The organism is Marinobacterium sp. YM272 (assembly GCF_050908845.1).
Taxonomy (GTDB): Bacteria; Pseudomonadota; Gammaproteobacteria; order Pseudomonadales; family Balneatricaceae; genus Marinobacterium_D.
Genome location: NZ_CP194171.1, coordinates 3,711,928 through 3,731,207 on the forward strand (window position 1 = coordinate 3,711,928; position 19,280 = coordinate 3,731,207).

Consider the following 19,280-nt stretch of genomic DNA (forward strand, 5'->3'; position numbering starts at 1 on the left):
TTACTCAGGCTTCTCGCTCTTTGACTTCACCCGGACCGCGTCACTCCAGTTACTGATCATGTCGATCGGTAGCGGGAATACGATGGTGTGGCTGTTCTGCCCGCTGGCGATCTCGGTGAGCGTCTGCATGTAACGCAGCTGTATTGCCTGCGGCTCTTCCGCCAGCCGTTGTGCGGCCCCCAGCAGCTTTTCCGACGCCTCCAACTCACCGCTGGCGTGGATCACCTTGGCACGACGGGCACGCTCCGCCTCCGCCTGCTTGGCGATGGCGCGTACCATGCTCTCATCCAGGTCCACGTGCTTGATCTCCACATTGGCGACCTTGATCCCCCAGGCGTCGGTCTGCTTGTCGAGGATCTTCTGGATATCGGCGTTTAGCTGGTCACGCCCGGAGAGCATATCGTCCAGTTCATGCTGGCCCAGCACCGAACGCAGGGTGGTCTGCGACAGCTGGCTGGTGGCCTCCAGGTAGTTTTCCACATGGATAATCGCCTTTTCGGGATCGATCACCCGGAAGTAGATCACCGCATTCACCTTCACCGAGACGTTATCCATGGAGATCACATCCTGAGTCGGCACATCCATCACCAGGGTACGCAGGTCCACGCGTACCATCTGCTGTATCACCGGCACAACGATGATCAGGCCCGGCCCTTTCACCTTGTAAAAACGCCCCAGCAGGAAGATAACACCGCGCTCGTACTCCCGCAGAATGCGGAACATCGACAGCAACAGCAGTATTACCAACACCACAATGGTGGTCACAAAATAGGGAAAACCGATCATTTCAAGCCTCCAGCTTGTCGACTACAAGCGTTAGTCCGTCAATTTCATGGATTCGCACCCGGTCACCCACCGCCAGCGGCTCGGCCGATCGAACCTCCCATAGCTCACCCTCGAAGCGCACCAGTGTCTGTCCCTCGTACACCTGCTCGACAACCGCTTCCCGTTCTTTCAATGCCGTCGGCCCCAGCACCGCAGGCCGCTGGTGCGCTCTGAGCGCCATCCCCAGCACCGCAAACAGCAGTACGCCGGTGGTAACCGCCAGCGCAGCCACCACCGGCACCGCTATCTGGAATGCGGGAATATCGGTATCCATCAGAATGATCGAGCCGATCACGAACGCGATCAGGCCACCGACGCCAAGCACACCGAAGCTCGGCATCATCACCTCGGCGGCGATCAGACCGATACCGAGCAGAATCAGCCCCAGCCCGGCATAACTGACCGGCAGTACCTGGAAGGCGTACAGCGCTATCAGCAGACAGATGGCACCGAGCACGCCGGGCAACCCAAAGCCGGGGTTGGTGAACTCGAAGATCAGCCCGTAGAGGCCGATCAGCATCAGCATATAGGCCACGTTGGGGTTGGTGATCACGGCAAGAAATTCACTGCGCCAGTCGGGATCGAGCTGATACAGGGGCGCAGCAGCGATGAAATCCAGCTCGATCTGCTGGCCGTTGATCAGCGCAGAACGCCCGGCGAGCGCCGCAAAAAGCGCATCGCGATCAGCGGCGATCAGATCAATCACCCCCAGTTCCAGGGCACGGCTGGCGGTCAGGCTGGCGCCTTCCCGTACCGCCTTTTCGGCCCAGTCCGCATTACGCCCGCGCAGCTCAGCAAGGCCACGAATATAGGCCACCGCATCGTTGGTCACCTTGCGCTCCATGGCGCTCGTCGGCTGGGGAGCAGAGGATCCGCCCTCGTCGCCCTGTGGCGTGCCGCCACCGGGATCCGGGCTGGGCGTCATCGGTGTACCGATCGATACCGGTGTTGCCGCCCCCAGATTCGTGGCGGGCGCCATCGCCGCCACATGACAGGCATAAAGCAGAAAGGTACCAGCGCTGGCCGCCCGGGCGCCGCCGGGCGATACGTAGCAGATCACAGGGATCGGCGAGGCGAGCACCGCCGAGATCATTTCCCGCATGGAGCCGTCGAGCCCCCCTGGCGTATCGATTCTCAGCACTATGGCCCGGGCGCCGCCCTGCACGGCATCGTCCATACCGCGCACCAGGTAGTCCGCGGTAGCCGGTCCGACCACACCATCCAGCGTCAGTTGCCACACGGCGCCCTGCGGAGCCTGCCCGGTCTCGGCAAGGCCGGGTGAGGTGATGAACAGACAACCGATGACAAGCAGCATCGACTGCAGCCAGCGAGTATTCATAGCCTGGGCCTCAAAAAACATATATCTGAGTATAGATCCCCGGCCCCTATCCCTTATGAATCCAATTCATGCGCGTATAAATGCTTCCGCCACGCCCGACACACTGCTATACATAAAAGTGTTATACCTGCCATTTTAGGGTGCTAGCAGGGGACACTTAGTTGTCAGCTCGCCCCTTAGGTGCAGACCAGCGATACCCGTAGCCACAGCATGTCTGGCTTGTATATTGCACGTATGGACTCTGTGTTAACGGCGAGTACAGAAGTGTTTTGAGCGTCCCCCGTACCGGGCAGCAGCATCCCCGGTCGGCCAACACACATAGATAAAAGGGTTCGGCCCCCTGTCGGACCACACAACGGCCACCAGCAGATTAAAGGCTCAGGCATGAGTATGGATTGGAAGAGATACGAACCTCAGGACTTTTTCGATGAACTTGTTACCCCCGCGGGCAATCCCCGGCTTCCAGCCAAGCGATTGATTTCTTATCTGGGTTCACTCAGCGAAGACGAAGTAGAAAGCCGTCGGCAGATGGCAGAAGCCACTATTCAGGAGATGGGCGTTAGTTTCACGGTCTACACCGAAGAGGGCAATATCGACCGCGCCTGGCCCTTCGATATCATACCGCGCACCATTTCAGCCAAGCAGTGGGCCAAAACGGCCGCTGGCCTGAAGCAACGGCTCAAGGCGCTGAACCTGTTTATCGACGACCTCTACCACGACCAGAAGATCATCAAAGACGGCATAGTGCCGGAACATCTGATCAAGAATTCCAAGAACTTCCGTCCCGAGTGCGTCGGGGTTTCGCCCCCTTTTGGGGTGTGGGCTCACATCTGCGGCACCGATTTGGTGCGTGACGGCGACGGCGAGTTCTATGTCCTCGAAGATAACCTGAGGGTTCCTTCCGGCGTTTCCTACATGCTGGAAAACCGCGCCATCACCAAACGCGTGCTGCCGGAGCTGTTTGAAAACGACCGCATCCTGCCAGTGGATGATTACTGCGCCAACCTGTTCGACACGCTGGTGTCATTATCCCCACGTAAGATCAAGAAACCGGTGATCGCGGTACTGACGCCGGGGATCTTTAACTCCGCCTACTTCGAGCATGCCTTCCTGGCGCAACAGATGGGTGTGGAACTGGTCGAAGGTTCAGACCTGGTGGTCAACGATGATGACTGCGTCTACATGCGCACCATCAGCGGTCTGGAGCGGGTTGACGTTATCTATCGCCGCATTGACGACCTGTTCCTCGACCCGGAAGTGTTCCGCAAGGACTCGGTGCTGGGTGTTCCCGGCCTGATGCGCGCCTGGCAGAAAGGCAACGTGGGCCTGGCCAATGCGCCGGGTGCCGGGGTTGCCGACGACAAGGTCGTTTACGCCTATGTACCGGACATCATCCGCTACTACCTCAACGAGGAACCGATCATCAAAAACGTGGAAACTTTCCTCTGCGAAGATCCGGATCAACGCCAGTATGTACTTGATAACCTGGACAAACTGGTGGTCAAACCGGCCAACGAGTCCGGTGGCTACGGCATGCTGGTAGGCCCGCACTCCACCAAGAAGGATCAGGCCACCTTCGCCAAGCTGATCAAGGAAAACCCGCGCAACTACATTGCACAGCCCACCCTCAAGCTATCGACGGCCCCGACCATCATCGAAAAGGATGGCCTGGAACCGCGCCACCTGGACCTGCGCCCGTTCATCCTGCAGGGCAAGGATATCTATGTCACCACCGGCGGGTTAACCCGGGTGGCGATGCGCAAAGGATCACTGGTGGTCAACTCCTCACAGGGAGGTGGCAGTAAAGACACCTGGATTGTCGAAACAGGGGAGGCCTGATCATGCTGTCTAAAGTTGCTGAGCGCCTCTACTGGACGGCGCGTTACATCGAACGTGTAGAAAACACCGCCCGCCTTGTCAGCGTTTATGACAAGCTGCTGTTCGACCTGCCGAAGGATATCAACATCGGCTGGTACAACCTGGTGATCCTGAACAGCGCCACCGACCTGTTCGAGGACCGCTACAAAAACCAGGACGAGCGGAACGTCGTCAAGTTCATGCTCTCTGACGATACCAACCCGAGCTCCATGCTCTCCGCCCTGAAGATGGTACGCGAGAATATCCGTACCTCCCGCGATGTGGTGCCCGTTGAAACCTGGGAGCTGATCAACGAGGTTTACCTCTACGCCAAGAACAATATCCAGCTGGGCATCAACCGCAGCCGTCGCCACGATTATCTCTCCGAGGTGATCAAAGGCTGCCAGATGCTCTCCGGCCTGCTCTACGGCACCATGAACCATGATGCCGGCTGGCAGTTCATGAAGATCGGCCGCGACCTGGAGCGGGCGGACATGACCACCCGACTCCTTGATGCCGGCGCCTTCGGCCTGCTACAGGCCAATGGTGATGCCAGCGTCAACCTGCGCCAGATCGTCTGGGGTAACGTACTGCGCTCCGCCAGTGCCTACATGAGCTATCGCCGCACCGTGAAAGCCGCGGTCTACGGCCCGGATGTCGCCAACTTCATGCTGGAGGATCCGCATTTCCCGCGGGCGTTCAATTTCTGCCTGCTGCAGATCGATGTAGCCGCGGCCAAGCTGCCCAAGAATGATGCGGTGCGTAAGGTGATCAAAGCGATCAAGCCCGACGCCCTGAAAATCGAACAAGATACCGATCTGGGACAATCGTTCCACGACCACCTTAACGATCTCCAGGTTCAACTTGGCGAGCTGCATGAAGCGGTCGCCGAAACCTGGTTTCCCGTATCCTGAAGGATTTGAGCCGTGACTATCCGTATCGCGATTCGCCACTCGACCGAATACAGTTTCGACCGGGCCGTGTCCCTGTCTCCTCATGTGCTGCGCCTGCGACCAGCTGCGCATTCACGTACCCACATTCATGGCTACAGCCTGAAAATCGAACCGGAAGAACACTTCATCAACTGGCAGCAGGACCCGTTCGGCAACTACCAGGCACGCCTGGTTTTCCCGGAGAAGACCCGCAAGTTCAAGTTCGATGTGGAAGTGATCGCCGATATGACGGTGATCAACCCGTTCGACTTCTTCGTTGAGGAGTACGCCGAGAACTACCCGTTCACCTACGACGAGTCACTAAACAAAGAGCTGGAACCCTACCTGGAAGTGATGGAAGAGAGCGAAAAGCTCGACGCCTGGGTTGCCAGCGTGCCGCGTGACGAGAAGCGCATCATCGATTTCCTGGTCGAGATCAACCAGCGACTGGAACAGGAGATCGACTATGGCATCCGCATGGAGCCCGGGGTTCAGACCTGCGAAGAAACACTGACGCTGGCCAAGGGTTCCTGCCGCGACACCGGCTGGCTGCTGGTACAGGCTCTGCGCAAACTTGGCCTGGCTGCCCGCTTTGTTTCCGGTTACCTGGTACAGCTGAAACAGGACCAGGAAGCCCTGGACGGTCCTTCCGGTGCCGCTGAGGACTTTACCGATCTGCACGCCTGGTGCGAGGTCTACATTCCGGGCGCCGGCTGGGTCGGCCTCGACCCCACCTCCGGTCTTTTTGCCGGCGAGGGTCATATCCCGCTGGCGTGCACCCCCTCCCCCGCGTCAGCCGCGCCGGTCAGTGGTTTCACCGACAAGTGCGAGGTGGAGTTCGCCTACGTCAACGAGGTGTACCGCATCCACGAGGATCCGCGTGTCACCAAGCCCTATACCGAGGAGCAGTGGGCCTGCATCGATGCGCTCGGTAAGGCGATCGACGAGGAACTCACCGAAGGCGATGTGCGCCTGACCATGGGCGGCGAGCCGACCTTTGTCTCCATCGACGATATGGAATCGGCGCAGTGGAATATCGAAGCGCTGGGCGATGACAAGCTGAAACTGGCCAAGGATCTGCTGCTGCGCCTGCGCCAGCGTTTCGCACCCAAGGGCCTGCTGCACTACGGCCAGGGCAAATGGTATCCCGGCGAGGAAGTACCGCGCTGGGCGCTGGGCTGCTACTGGCGCACAGACGGCGAGCCAATGTGGCACGACCCGAACCTGCTGGCCCGGGTCGACAAGGATTACGGCCACGGTCTGGCCGAAGCACAGTGGTTCATGAAAACCCTGTGTCAGCGCCTGGAGCTGGATCACAAATACCTGATCGACGCCCATGAAGACGCGCTGTATTACCTTTGGCAGGAGCAGCAGCTACCGGTCAACGTGGACCCGAAAAAGGTCAACCTGAAGGACGATCTGGAACGCAAGCGTCTGGCAAAACTGCTGGACCGCGGCCTGGACACACCTACGGGTTATGTCCTGCCGCTGGCCTGGGATTACGGCAAACAGGGTTGGCGCTCATCTCCCTGGGAGCTGCGTCGCGACGAGCTGACGCTGATCCCCGGTGACTCTCCGCTAGGCTTCCGCCTGCCGCTGAACACCCTGCCCTGGGTCGCCCGCGAGAAGCAGGATATCGATCCCGAGCGCGACCCGTTCGCCGAGCAGGAGCCGCTGCCGAACTACCGTCCGTTTGCCGACATGGTGCCGCCGGCGGAGCCAGCCAACACCGCCGATCTGCGTCAGATGATGGACTCCGCAGACGATGAACAGCCCGCCGGCGAAGGTCGCTGGGTCAACGTCTGCAAAACCGCTCTCGCCATCGAGCCGCGCAACGGCCGTCTCTACCTGTTCCTGCCGCCGCTGCACTACCTGGAGCACTATGTTCACCTGATCAACGCCATCGAACACACCGCTGCCGAGCTGAAGTTGCCGGTGGTGATCGAAGGCTACGAGCCGCCCAAGGACTCGCGTCTGCAGAAACTGCTGGTGACGCCAGACCCCGGCGTTATCGAGGTCAACATTCACCCGGCAGGCAGCTGGAAAGAGCTGGTGGATAACACCAACGTCCTTTATGACGAAGCGCGCCTGTCACGTCTGGGTACCGAGAAATTCATGATCGACGGCCGCCACGGCGGCACCGGTGGTGGTAACCATGTCACCCTCGGCGGCGTCACACCGGCCGACAGCCCGCTGCTGCGTCGCCCTGACCTGCTGCGCTCACTGGTAACCTACTGGCAGCACCACCCGTCACTGTCCTACCTGTTCTCGGGCATGTTTATCGGCCCGACCAGCCAGGCACCGCGCGTGGACGAGGGTCGCCATGAGTCTCTTTACGAGCTGGAGATCGCCTTCCAGCAGATGCCGGAAGGGCTGATCGACAAGCCCTGGCTGGTGGACCGCCTGATGCGCAACCTGCTGGTGGATATCACCGGTAACACCCATCGCTCCGAGTTCTGTATCGACAAGCTCTATGCGCCGGGTACCGCCTCCGGCCGCCAGGGTATTCTGGAGTTCCGCGGCTTCGAAATGCCGCCGCACCCGCAGATGTCGCTGGTACAGGTACTGCTGCTGCGTGCGCTGGTGGCGCGCTTCTGGAAAGAGCCGTACAAGCAGCCGCTGGTACGCTGGGGCACCGAGCTCCACGACCGCTTCATGCTGCCGCACTACGTCTGGTCCGACCTGCGCGATGTGGTCAACGATCTTCAGGCCCACGGTCTGCCGTTCCAGCTGGATTGGCTGGCGCCGTTCGAGGAGTTCCGCTTCCCGCACTACGGCCGTGTGCAGATCGACGATATCCAGATCGAACTGCGCTGGGCGATCGAGCCCTGGAACGTGCTGGGCGAAGAGATCTCCAGCTTCGGCACCGCCCGTTACGTGGATTCCTCCGTGGAACGCCTGCAGGTGAAGGTCAACGGTCTGACCGACAGCCGCTACGTGCTGGCCTGTAACGGCCGCCGCGTACCGCTGAACAACACCGGTCGCCATGGCGAATATGTCGGTGGTGTGCGCTACCGCGCCTGGAATCCGCCGTCAGCCCTGCACCCGACCATCGGTGTTCACGCGCCACTGGTATTCGATCTGATCGATACCTGGAACGGCCACTCCATCGGCGGCTGCACCTATCACGTCACCCATCCGGGTGGCCGCAGCTACGATACCCAGCCAATCAACGCCTTCGAGGCGGAGTCTCGCCGGGTCAACCGTTACTGGGATCACGGTCACACACCGGGCGCGGTAACCCCGCCGCCTTTCCACGAGGCACTGCGCGAGTTCTTCCCGCACGGCGAGGGGCCACGCCCCATGGCACCGCCTCCGGAAGAGCCCACCGGCGAGTATCCGTACACCCTGGACCTGCGCCGTGGATTAGCCTGATGTCGGCAAATCGCCTATGATGTCGGACCTTGTGGACACTATAAGAGCTGAACAGATCACGTGGCGATGCAACAGACAATGTCTCAGGCTTCAAGCGCACTGAACTATGACCGGCCCAACACCTTCTACGATGAGGTGTTCGGGCCGGATGGTCAGCCCCAGGAGCATTGGCGCTACCTGCTCGAAGGTCTGGGCAGCATAGGTGAGGCCGGTCTTCAGGAACGGCAGCGCAAGGCTGAGCGCATCCTCAGGGACGATGGCGCTACCTATAACATCTCCTCCGACACCGAGAGCGACCGGAGCTGGGGCCTGGACCCGGTTCCACTGCTGATCGGCAGCGAGGAGTGGAGCCGTATCGAAATGGGACTGATCGAGCGCGCAGAGCTGCTCGATCTGGTCCTGAAGGACCTTTATGGTCCGCGTGACCTGATCCGGCACCGCGTTATCCCGCCCGAACTGATCTACTCGCATCATGGTTTTCTACGCGCCTGTCAGGGCATCAAGCAACCTGGCGACAAACAGCTGATCTATCATGCCGTCGACATGGTTCGCGGTGAAGATGGCAACATGGTGGTCATTGGCGATCGCACCCAGGCGCCCAGCGGCGTTGGCTATGCGCTTGAAAACCGCACGGTCATGTCCCGCGTTCTGCCCAGCCTGTTCCGCGACAGCCAGGTTCACCGGCTTTCACTCTATTTCCAGGCACTGCGCCGCAAGATGGCGTCGCTCTCGCCCAATGGCGACTCGCCAAGGGTTGTCATCCTGACGCCCGGTGCCTATAGCGAAACCTATTTCGAACACACGTACCTGGCCAACTACCTGGGCTACGCCCTGGTTCAGGGTGGCGACCTGACGGTACGCAACGGCTACGTCTGGATGAAATCTCTGGATGGTCTGCACCGCGTCGATATCATCATGCGTCGCGTCGACGACACCTGGTGTGACCCGGTGGAACTGCGTGCCGACTCTCACCTGGGTGTACCAGGCCTGCTGGAAGTGGCCCGCGCCGGTAACGTGGTGATCACCAACCCGCTTGGCAGCGGCGTGCTGGAAAATCCGGCACTGCACAAGTTCATGCCGAAGATCGCCGAGTTCTTCCTCGGTCACGAACTTCAGCTGCCCTCGACCCGCACCTGGTGGATGGGCGATCAGGAAGACCGCGACTACATACTTGCCAACCTCAGACAGCTGATTATCAAGCCCACGGCCAGACGCAGCGGCGAACACAGTATCTACTGCGCCAACCTGTCCGAAGAGGATTTCAATCAGCTGAAACGCCGGATCAGTGACGATCCGCTGAACTACATCGCCCAGCAGGCGAACCTTCCCGGCTCGTCGCCCTCCTGGCAACGGGGTGAACTCAAGCCCAGGGCAACGGTACTGCGCAGCTTTGCTGTGGCAGACCAGAGCGCCTACTGCGTCATGCCGGGCGGCCTGACCCGTGTCGCCAGCAGTGACGAACAGTGGATCGTATCCAACCAGCTGGGCGCCACCAGTAAGGATACCTGGGTGCTCGCCTCCGAGCCGCAGCGCCAGGTCAGCTACATAGAGGAGCGCGCCGCCGGCTACACCGAAGACCAGACCAGCGATCTGCCCAGCCGCGTGGTGGAGAATCTGTTCTGGCTCGGACGCTACAGCGAACGTGCCGAAGCCGGTATGCGCCTGTTGCGCACGGTGCTGATCCAGCTGAACAGCCTGAGTCATCTGCCCCTCTCGGTGCACGACCTGATGCTCAAGGCGATCACCCAGGTCACCACCACCTACCCCGGTTTCACCCAGAACCTTCCCGAGATGCTGGCTCAGCCTGAGAAAGAGCTGATGTCGGTGATTCTCGATCGCAGACGCCCCGGCAGCATCACCGCCAACCTCCACGCCATGCTTAACTGCAGCGAGGAAACCAAGGAGATGCTGTCAGCGGATACCCACCGGGTGATCAACGATCTGCGCGACGAGCTGGCACAGCTGCCGCAGCTACTGGGCAACGGACTGTCGGTTGCCCCCGAGGAAGCACTGGATCCGCTGGTCACCTCACTGCTGGCACTGTCGGGCCTGACCCAGGAGAGCATGATCCGCGGCTTCGGCTGGCGTTTCCTCGAACTGGGCCGACGCCTGGAACGTACGCTGCAGAGCACCGCCCTGCTGCGCGCCATGCTGGTGCCGGTGCTGGAAGATTCAGAACAGGAGCAGGTGATCGAAACCGTGCTGCTGACCACCGAAGTCCTGATCACCTACCGCCGCCGCTACCGTACCCGTCCGCAGCTGGACCACGGCCTGACGCTGATCATGCTCGACAAGACCAACCCGCGCTCCCTGCACTACCAGGTGGATCTGCTGCGCCAGCATATCGAGCAGTTACAGAGCCGTGAAAGCTCACCGGTCTTGACCGAAGAGCACCGCTGCATTCTGGAAGCGCTGACCCTGGTACAGCTGAGCCGACCCGCCGAGCTGGCGGTCGATAGCGAAGACAGCGGCGTCAGGGACGCACTGAACAAGCGCCTTGCCCGTGTGCAGACACTGCTGAGCAGCGTGGCTACCGCGATCTCCGACCGCTACTTCGATCATCGCAGCGGCCCGCAGCAACTTGTTCAGACCGGCTGGAGCGAAGAACCATGATCTACCGGATCCGCCACGTCACCCACTACGAATATGCCCAGCCGGTTTCGCTCTGTTTCAACCGGGCTCACCTGCTGCCGCGCGATACCCAGCGACAGCAGTGCCTGAGCACCCAGATCAGAATTTCACCGACACCGGTTTACAGCGTCCGTCGCCACGACTTTTACTCGAACCTGTATTACTACTTTTCGATACAGGAAGCGCACAAATCCCTGGAGATCGATGTCACCAGCCAGATAAAGACGCTGCAGCCCACGCTGAGCTTCGACCTGGACCTGGGGAACAGCTGTGCCCGGGCGCTGGAGCTCACCCGGATGGCGGTCGATGAAGAGACACTGCTGGCACGGGAGTTCTGCCTCGACTCGCCGATGATCCGGGCCAGCGAGCAGGTGCGGGAATACGCCGCGCCACTGTTCACACCGGAGCGGCCACTGCTGTCGGCGGTGCGCGAACTGACCAGCCGTATCTTCCAGGACTTCAAATACGACCCGGGCTTCAGCACCGTGGCCACGCCTCTCCATGAAGTGCTCAAGCACAAGCGCGGTGTCTGTCAGGATTTCGCTCACCTGGCGATCGCCTGCCTGAGATCCCTCGGCTACGCCGCCCGCTATGTCAGCGGCTACCTGGAAACCCTGCCACCACCGGGGCAGGAAAAGCTGATCGGCTCCGATGCCTCCCACGCCTGGTTCGCGGTCTACTCTCCGGGCGAAGGCTGGTTCGAGTTCGACCCAACCAACGATAATATCCCGTCCGAACAGCACATCACCACGGCCCTCGGCCGCGATTACGGCGATGTTACGCCGCTGCGTGGCGTGATTTTCGATGGCGGCGGCCCGCAGAAGCTGGAAGTATCGGTTGATGTGGCGGCGATGGCTGAGGCTTAGGCCGACTCGGGGCCTATTTAACCTCGCAGCTAATTTAAACTCGCCGCTCTTTCTAATAGCAGCTTTCTCCTGCTGGCGAATCAGGGGTCTTGGACGGCCAAGACCCCTGATAACCCCAAACCGCCCCGACAGTTTGGTCCGCTTCGCGGACTTCCCTGCGCTTCTCGCCTGAAAGAGCGGGACGGGCTTTCTTTAAAACTAAGTCACCGCTTCGCGGCTCAAACAGCCCGTCCCTTATTTCTCTTTCAGGCTGCGATGCTCGGCTGCGTCAAAGGGGAAAGATTTTCGCACTGAGAGAGTTCAGGCGAAATCGAGCCCTGATATAACACCCCTGCCAAATAACAAAACAACATAGAACGCAAAAAGCCCGGAGCTTAGACTCCGGGCTTTTGTTGTTGTCGGCGAATTTGATTATTCGGCGTCGGTCAGCAGCAGCACGCCTGCGCCGGTGTTGGAGATCGGTGCGTGGTAGTGCTTGTGCAGCACCTCGACCTTGTCGTTCAGGGCACCGCGCATCACCATCCACATGATCACTTCGATCCCTTCGGTGCCGGCTTTCTCCATGATGTAGTCATTGCTGAGGCCAGTCATCCAGCTCGGATCGTTGATGATCTTGTCCATGCACTCCAGGTCAAAGTCCACATCGATGATGCCGGCCCGTTCGCCCTGCAGCTGGTGCGACAGACCACCGGTACCGATCACTACGACCTTCATGTCTTCCGGGTAGGAATCGACCGCCTTACGCAGCGACTTACCCAGATCGTAGCAGCGCTTGGCGCTGGTCAGCGGATGCTGCACGGTGTTAACCGCCAGCGGTATCGCCTTGGGCCACTGCGCCATCGGCTTGTCGCGCCAGAACAGGTTCATCGGCACCATGAAACCGTGGTCCACCTTCATCTCCTGACAGGTGGTGATATCGAATTCATCACGGATCATCGTTTCAGCGATGTGCCAGGACAGCTCGGCATCGCCTTTGACGTCGGCGCTAGCCGGAATACCCCAGCCTTCATCGTCGTTCTGGTAGCTGTCGGCGCAACCCAGGGCAAAGGTCGGTACCTGGTTCAGGAAGAAGTTCAGGCCGTGGTCGTTGTAAACCACGATCGCCAGATCCGGCTGTACCTCGTCGAGCCACTCTTTGACCGGCTCATAGCCGTCGAAGAAACGCTTCCAGTAAGGCTCCTGCTCCAGCTTGTCGTGCATAGCGTTGCCGATAGCCGGGATATGGGATGTGGTCATGCCACCGATAATTTTAGCCATGCCAGAATCCTCCTTCCTGCTTCAGTCGTTCTTCAAACCCGGATGCATTGTTCAGCAGAATCTGCTTGAACTCGTCGGTGCTGATACCGTGGAAAGCGGCACCCGCATCCTGCACGGTCAGACCGTGGAAGACAGCGATCTTGGCCAGGTAATAAATATTGCCACCCATCTGCAGCAGCTTCAGAAATTCACCATTGAGTACAGCTTCCCGCTGTTCATCGCTCAGTCCATATTTGCGACAGTAAGCATCCATGTCGGCGGCGAATTCCTGGCGGTTCGCTTCGGAGTTAAACGAAAACGCCATGCGGTTCAGGGCATAACCTGAGTGGGAACGCTTGCCATCAAAGACATAGGTACCGGGAATCTCATCGTAATCGTGTTGACGCCACGCCATGATGAATCTCCTCTCTTGTTATTGGAAACGGTTATCGGGTATCTCGGTAAGTGGATACACGCTATCGAACGAGATCTATATTCGCGTTTTATCCTCGTAATCAGAAGGGACATTTAGCGGAAAAACTTGTACATTTCGAAGATAAGCGATTGGCTTACAGAGGCTAAAAACAGGGGGGCGATATGCCGCAGAACATCCTTACGGTGCAGCTTTACGGCGACGAGGTCTGGCAACAGACGTCCGATTACCTGCACTGTGAACCGCTGATCACCCGCTCCCGGGAGCACCAGTTCAAGATCCGTCCCCATCGCCATCCGGGTATCACCCAGGTGTTTCATCTGCGCCGCGGCCACGGCCAGGCCAAGATCGACGGTCAGAAGCTGGAAGTGAAAGCGCCCTCTTTGATCCTGATATCACCGATGAGCGTGCATGACTTTGCCTGGTCCGACGATGTCTCCGGTACAGTACTATCAATCGCCACCGCCCGCCTGGAGCGCGCACGCCGCTCCGAGGACGCCCCCTTACCCCTGTCATCGACCTCACTGGTACGGCTGGCGGGCCAGGACAGGGAGCTTGATCAGCTGTTTGAGATGTTACTCAAGGAGTATCGCCGCGCACCGGATGCGGCCCGGGATGGCGCGCTGCAGGCATACGTCAACCTGCTCAGCTTAAGAGTGGAACGACTGGAGCATGAACGACTGCACGACAGCGAGCGCCAGCACCGCGGACAGCAGCATCTGAAACGCTTTCTCGACGAGGTTAACCGGGACTACGTGCAGCAGCGCAGCGTGGAAAGCTATGCCGAGGAGCTCAGTATTACCGCACCCTATCTGAACCAACTCTGCCGCGAACTGACGGGGCGACATGCGCTGCAGATCATACACGAGCGGTTGATTATCGAGGCCCGGCGCAACCTGATCTACACGGCACTGAGGGTCAGTGAAATCGCCTACCAGCTGGGCTTTTCCGATCCGGCGTACTTCACCCGCTTTTTTCGCCGCCAAACCGGCTGTTCACCGCGGGAGTACCGCCGGATGAACACTCAGGAAGAGATCACCAGCAACAAAAATTCTGCCGCCACCGGACGTCCCAGCAGATAACCCTGAACACTGTCGCAGGCGTTCTCGGCCAGGAATGACATCTGCTCGTCGGTTTCGACCCCTTCGGCCAGCACCTCGATGCCCAGTGCGCTGCCAAGCGCGATAATCGCCAGGATCACCGCCTCGTCCTTGGGATTCTTACCGATATCCCGGGTAAACGCCTGGTCGATCTTGAGGCGATCCAGCGGCAGATGCTTGAGACGATCCATGGAGGAATAGCCGGTACCGAAATCGTCCAGGGCGATGCGGTAGCCGGACTCCCTCAACCGGTGCAGCTGCATCATCGCGAGGTCAGGATCCTGCATGATCATCAGCTCGGTTATCTCCAGTTCAAAGCGGTGGCGTTCCAACCCCTGGCTGTCGATCAGTTCATTAAGTTTGTCGACAAAATCCACCTGCAGCAGCTGCTGGGGCGAAATATTGATCGCCACACAGGGCATCTCCCGCCCCTGCTTACTCCAGCTCACCATCTGTTCACAGGCAAGCTCGATCACCTGCCAGCCCAGCGGGATAATAAGCTGCGTCTCTTCCGCCAACTCGATAAAGTGCCCCGGCGCCAGCAGACCGCGTTCGGGATGCTGCCAGCGCACCAGCGCCTCGGTACCCACGAGAGTACCGTTTTCCAGATCGAACTGGGGCTGGTAATGCAGCACCAGCTGGCGCTGCTCCAGTGCCACACGCAGATCCTGCTCCAGCGAGAATGACTGGAACGCCTGATCGCTGAACTCCTCGCTGTACACCACATGGCGGTTTTTGCCCTGGGCCTTGGCCCTGTACATCGCCGTATCCGCATACTTGATCAGTGTGACCAGGTCTTCGCCGTGATCCGGGAAAAGGCTGATACCGATGCTCGCAGTCACCTGCAGGCGGATATCATCCACATCCAGCGGCAGCCCTGCGCTGATCAGCATCCGGTCGGCTTCAACGCAGGCTCGCTGACGGCCGCCATCGACCATCAGGATGAACTCGTCCCCGCCCATACGGAAAAGCCGCGCATCTGGCGGCAGGCGGCTCTCCAATACCCGGGCAAGCTGCACCAGCATCCTGTCGCCGACCTGGTGCCCGAGGCTGTCATTGATCAGTTTGAAGCGATCCAGATCGATAAACAGCAGAGCGAACGGCACACGCTCTTTCTGCTGCAGGCGCTGGCGGACCATTTCCAGCAGGTGACTGCGGTTTGGCAGTCCGGTCAGGTCATCGTGTTTTGCCTGGTACGCCAGGCTGTGGGTTTGACGCCGCACTTCCGCCAGCAGGATACGTTCGCGGTCATGGGTAGAGAGGATCAGCATCGTGCCGAAAATAGCGGCCAGTGCCAGCAACGCCTGCAGGTCCAGTGCATTGCTGGAAGGATGCGCCGCCATGTAGTCAGCGCTCGGCGCTGTTTCCACCTGCCAGCTGCCCTGCGCCACTTTCAGCTCAAACGAACTGGCCAGCCCCTGCCCCCCAAAGTTGGGAAAACTGGAATAGAAGGGTTCGCTGCTGCCCGCTTCGGTCAGCCTGAAACGGATATTGGCGAGGTTCTTTTCATTCAGCGTACCTTCCAGCAGTTGCTGCACCGTGAAAACACCGACCATAAAGCCGATCAGCCTGCGCTGCCCGGCCAAAATCATGCTGTCATCACTGAGCCGGTAAACCGGTTGCAGAATAAGGAATCCGGCCTGATCCGGAGCCTGGGTGAGATTGAGAATTTCGGTTACCACTGGCTGACCGGTCTTCTGTGCTTCCAGCACCCAGGTACGCCGGTCCTCCAGGGACAGCAGATTGAACCCGAGCGCAGCGCGGTTCAACGCTCTCGGCTCGACCAGTTGCACCGGGATAAGTGGATCTCCGGGAAGGAGCGACTCGCCATAGATCGCATAGTCCGGCTCGCCAATAAGCCGTGCGGTGTTCTGTTCGAACGCCTCACGCTCACTGCGCGGCACGATAGGGTCCCAGGAGTAAGCGCGGACCTCGGGGTTTTCAACCTGGAGCTGCGCCACCTTCTCGGCAAACTGATCCGCTGAATACCCGCCGGGGTCTGCAAAACGACGTCCGAGATAGGCCAGATCCGCCAGGTTCTTCTGTACCGCCGAAAACAGCCGAGCCTGTATCAACTGGGTGTCACGCACGAAATCCCGTTGCAGCTGGTTACTCAGCCGGTCCAGAAACACACTGTTGACGACCAGTGCCGCGGCAAGCACACCGCAGAACCTCAGTGCCAGACTCCAGCGACTGCGCTGCTTCAACTGCCCGGCGGCCAGCAGGACGAGCACCAGCGGCGTGACAACGATGGCGCCGAAGCTGTCGGCAATCCACCAGGTCAGCCAGTCCTGCCAATAGCCAGCGCTACCCGCGGCATCGCTGACATAAAACACCGCACTGCTGCCGATGGTTGCATTGATCAGGCAACTGAGCGGCCCCGCGATCAGCACATACCAGACCAGACTACGGGCACTTTTGGGTGCCAGCGGGTGCGCCTCAAAACGTTTGATAAAGTGCGCCGCTACGGCTGCCTGCAGCATCGCCCCGGACCCCGCCAACAGCGCGGTGGCCAGGTTGGGCAGGTCGATACTCGCTTTCCAGCTCAGGGAGATAAGAAGATTGAAGCTCAGGTTACCGAGCAGAACGCCGGGCAGGATGCGCTGACCAAAATGCAACACTGCCCCCAAGGCAACGCCTGCGGGCACCCAGAATGGCATGATTTGTTGATGCAGCCCCACCCCGGATGCGAGAAACGCGGTTGCCAGATAAACCAGCGCCAGTCCCAGTATCTGTCCGGTAACTCTGTAGAAAGCGATCTGCACACAGCTCCTTAGGCTCAGGCAGCTACCGGCAAGTCGATAGCGTCTCAGCACGGCCTGAAGTATTCATAGACACAGCGAGCTTTACAGGAAATAGCGCTCTTGGGTATTGGCCAAAAGCACACCTGCGTATACGAACTTGTTCCTAGCGTCCCAAGCCCTGTCGTAAAGTCACACTGATCCATGTAACTTATTGTTTAGGCACTGTATATAAATTGCCCAACGGTTAAAAGCCTGATCCGTCACACCTCTGCATCTGTTTCAGGCAGCTGATCTAAACTGATATTTAACCGCACTTTTCGGAGTACCCCGTATGAGCGATGTCGATACCGGTTTTTTGCGCAGCCTGCCCAAGGCTGAACTCCACCTCCACCTGGAAGGCACACTGGAACCGGAGCTTATGTTCCAGCTCGCCGAACGCAACGATATAACCCTGCCCTACAGCGATGTTGAGGCACTTCGCGACGCCTACGAGTTCGGCAATCTGCAGGATTTTCTCGATCTGTATTACCAGGGCGCCGGGGTCCTTCAAACCGAACAGGACTTCTATGATCTGACCTGGGCCTACCTGGAGCGCTGCGCGGCCGATGGCGTGGTCCACGTGGAGCCCTTCTTTGACCCCCAGACCCACACCGCCCGGTCAATCCCCATGTCGGTGCAGTTTCGCGGCATCACCCGCGCGCTGAATGATGGTCAGGAGAAACTGGGTATCAGCAGCAGGCTGATCCTCTGTTTCCTGCGCCACCTCAGCGAAGAGGATGCCTTTACCACGCTGCAACAGGCACTGCCCTGGCGAGAGCATTTTTTCGCCGTCGGCCTGGATAGCGGCGAAAAGGGTAACCCGCCGGCAAAGTTTCAGCGGGTGTTTGATGAGGTGCACAAACTGGGCCTGAAGATCGTTGCCCATGCCGGGGAGGAGGGTCCGGCAGACTACATCTGGCAGGCCCTTAACCTGCTCAAGGTTCAACGGGTCGATCACGGTGTCCGCTGCACCGAAGACCCGGCACTGGTGCAACGGTTGAACGATACCCAGATGCCACTGACGGTCTGCCCGCTGTCCAATACCCGGCTGAAAGTGTTTACCGATATGTCCGAGCACAACATCATGCAACTGCTGGAGCAGGGGCTGTGCGTCACCATCAACTCGGATGATCCGGCCTACTTCGGTGGCTACCTGCTGGATAACTATCTGGCCGTGCGCGATGCGCTGGGCATGACCAAAGCCCAGGCGATTCAGCTGGCACGCAACAGCTTCACAGCGAGCTTTCTGTCTGAAGAGGAGAAAGCCGGCCACCTGGCCACGCTGGACAAACTGGCTTAGCCGGTGCCACCGCCGCCACCGAGGAGCATTCCGCCGTGGTCGGCGAGGTACAGCAGAATATCGAGAGTCTGAACGCTCAGGCCGGCAATATCCGCGAAACCTCGAAGCAGACCTCCGATGCCTGTGCCAAGCTGCAGCAGCTATCGACATCGCTCGAGTCCATGGCCCAGGCATTCGCGACACGCTAATTTCCCGGGGAACAGAGCCGGGCTTTATCGCCCGGATCTACGCCAGAGTACTGGCTGAAAAAGCCAGATAATGCATAATCAGGGGATGAGTAAACGCCGCAGCAAAGCCGACATCCGTAAAGAACTGGAACGTCAGATTCAGGACTATGTGCGCGATGGCGGCGAGATCCAACATGTACGCCAAGGCGAAAGCGGAGTCGAGGACGGCGCCGCGTTCCAGCCCCCTTTCAGTGATGGCCGACCGGTGCAGACACGCACGCCAGCACTGGACGTACTGGCAACGATCGATGCACGGCGCAAGCAATCGAAACAGAAAACCAAACCAGCCCCCCGTCAGAAGCCGCGCAAGAAGATCATCTACGATGATTTCGGCGAGCCGCTGCGTGAGGTCTGGGTCGACAGCTGACGCCGCCGG

At 59.5% G+C, this 19,280-nt stretch carries 14 protein-coding genes; 9 read left to right on the forward strand and 5 right to left on the reverse strand.

All coding sequences use genetic code 11. The annotated features are described in order from the left end of the window. Both ACQUQP_RS16560 and ACQUQP_RS16565 read right to left on the reverse strand, forming a co-directional pair. On the reverse strand, nt 1-786 hold the full coding sequence (locus tag ACQUQP_RS16560; protein ID WP_432696139.1) for a slipin family protein: 786 nt from the start codon (nt 784-786) through the stop codon (nt 1-3). Nucleotide 787: 1 nt separating this feature from the next. Beyond that, nucleotides 788-2,164, reverse strand: coding sequence for an NfeD family protein (locus ACQUQP_RS16565; RefSeq protein WP_432696140.1), 1,377 nt, complete (start codon nt 2,162-2,164; stop codon nt 788-790). A 384-nt stretch (nt 2,165-2,548) separates the two neighbouring features. Between ACQUQP_RS16565 and ACQUQP_RS16570 the strand changes: the two genes are divergently transcribed. From ACQUQP_RS16570 to ACQUQP_RS16590, 5 genes are all read left to right on the forward strand, one after another. Further along, nucleotides 2,549-4,003: a circularly permuted type 2 ATP-grasp protein gene (locus tag ACQUQP_RS16570; protein WP_432696141.1), complete on the forward strand. Its 1,455-nt coding sequence runs from the start codon at nt 2,549-2,551 to the stop codon at nt 4,001-4,003. Between the two features lie 2 nt (nt 4,004-4,005). Then, complete coding sequence (locus tag ACQUQP_RS16575) at nt 4,006-4,935, forward strand: alpha-E domain-containing protein (protein ID WP_432696142.1); 930 nt, start codon at nt 4,006-4,008, stop codon at nt 4,933-4,935. Nucleotides 4,936-4,947: 12 nt separating this feature from the next. Continuing rightward, a complete protein-coding gene (locus tag ACQUQP_RS16580) occupies nt 4,948-8,328 on the forward strand; it encodes a DUF2126 domain-containing protein (protein ID WP_432696143.1) in 3,381 nt (1,126 codons plus the stop codon). A gap of 78 nt (nt 8,329-8,406) precedes the next feature. Further along, a complete protein-coding gene (locus tag ACQUQP_RS16585; protein WP_432696144.1) occupies nt 8,407-10,941 on the forward strand; it encodes a circularly permuted type 2 ATP-grasp protein in 2,535 nt (844 codons plus the stop codon). After that, nucleotides 10,938-11,825, forward strand: a complete 888-nt coding sequence (locus ACQUQP_RS16590; protein WP_432696145.1) for a transglutaminase family protein — start codon at nt 10,938-10,940, stop codon at nt 11,823-11,825. The genes ACQUQP_RS16585 and ACQUQP_RS16590 overlap by 4 nt, the downstream gene beginning before the upstream one ends. 411 nt (nt 11,826-12,236) lie before the next feature. On the opposite strand, the gene ACQUQP_RS16595 is transcribed toward ACQUQP_RS16590, so the two are convergent. Together ACQUQP_RS16595 and ACQUQP_RS16600 are read right to left on the reverse strand one after the other, a co-directional pair. Continuing rightward, nucleotides 12,237-13,082: a class III extradiol dioxygenase family protein gene (locus ACQUQP_RS16595; protein WP_432696146.1), complete on the reverse strand. Its 846-nt coding sequence runs from the start codon at nt 13,080-13,082 to the stop codon at nt 12,237-12,239. Then, a complete protein-coding gene (locus tag ACQUQP_RS16600; RefSeq protein ID WP_432696147.1) occupies nt 13,075-13,476 on the reverse strand; it encodes a protocatechuate 3,4-dioxygenase in 402 nt (133 codons plus the stop codon). The genes ACQUQP_RS16595 and ACQUQP_RS16600 overlap by 8 nt, the downstream gene beginning before the upstream one ends. A gap of 182 nt (nt 13,477-13,658) precedes the next feature. Between ACQUQP_RS16600 and ACQUQP_RS16605 the strand changes: the two genes are divergently transcribed. Further along, a complete protein-coding gene (locus tag ACQUQP_RS16605; RefSeq protein ID WP_432696148.1) occupies nt 13,659-14,576 on the forward strand; it encodes a helix-turn-helix domain-containing protein in 918 nt (305 codons plus the stop codon). Here ACQUQP_RS16605 and ACQUQP_RS16610 read toward each other — a convergent pair. Then, entirely contained in the window at nt 14,519-17,359 is a 2,841-nt protein-coding gene (locus tag ACQUQP_RS16610) for an EAL domain-containing protein (RefSeq protein ID WP_432696149.1), read from the reverse strand. The two genes, ACQUQP_RS16605 and ACQUQP_RS16610, sit on opposite strands and share 58 nt — an antisense overlap. A 310-nt stretch (nt 17,360-17,669) precedes the next feature. Here ACQUQP_RS16610 and ACQUQP_RS16615 point away from each other — a divergent pair, with 310 nt between their 5' ends. The 3 genes from ACQUQP_RS16615 (at nt 17,670) to ACQUQP_RS16625 (ending at nt 19,271) form a co-directional block, all read left to right on the forward strand. Beyond that, on the forward strand, nt 17,670-18,677 hold the full coding sequence (locus ACQUQP_RS16615) for an adenosine deaminase (RefSeq protein WP_432696150.1): 1,008 nt from the start codon (nt 17,670-17,672) through the stop codon (nt 18,675-18,677). Between the two features lie 35 nt (nt 18,678-18,712). Continuing rightward, on the forward strand, nt 18,713-18,865 hold the full coding sequence (locus ACQUQP_RS16620) for a hypothetical protein (RefSeq protein WP_432696151.1): 153 nt from the start codon (nt 18,713-18,715) through the stop codon (nt 18,863-18,865). 85 nt (nt 18,866-18,950) lie between these two features. After that, the gene (locus ACQUQP_RS16625) at nt 18,951-19,271 is read left to right on the forward strand and encodes a hypothetical protein (RefSeq protein WP_432696152.1); all 321 of its coding nucleotides are present in this window, start codon (nt 18,951-18,953) and stop codon (nt 19,269-19,271) included. Nucleotides 19,272-19,280: the final 9 nt, after the last annotated feature.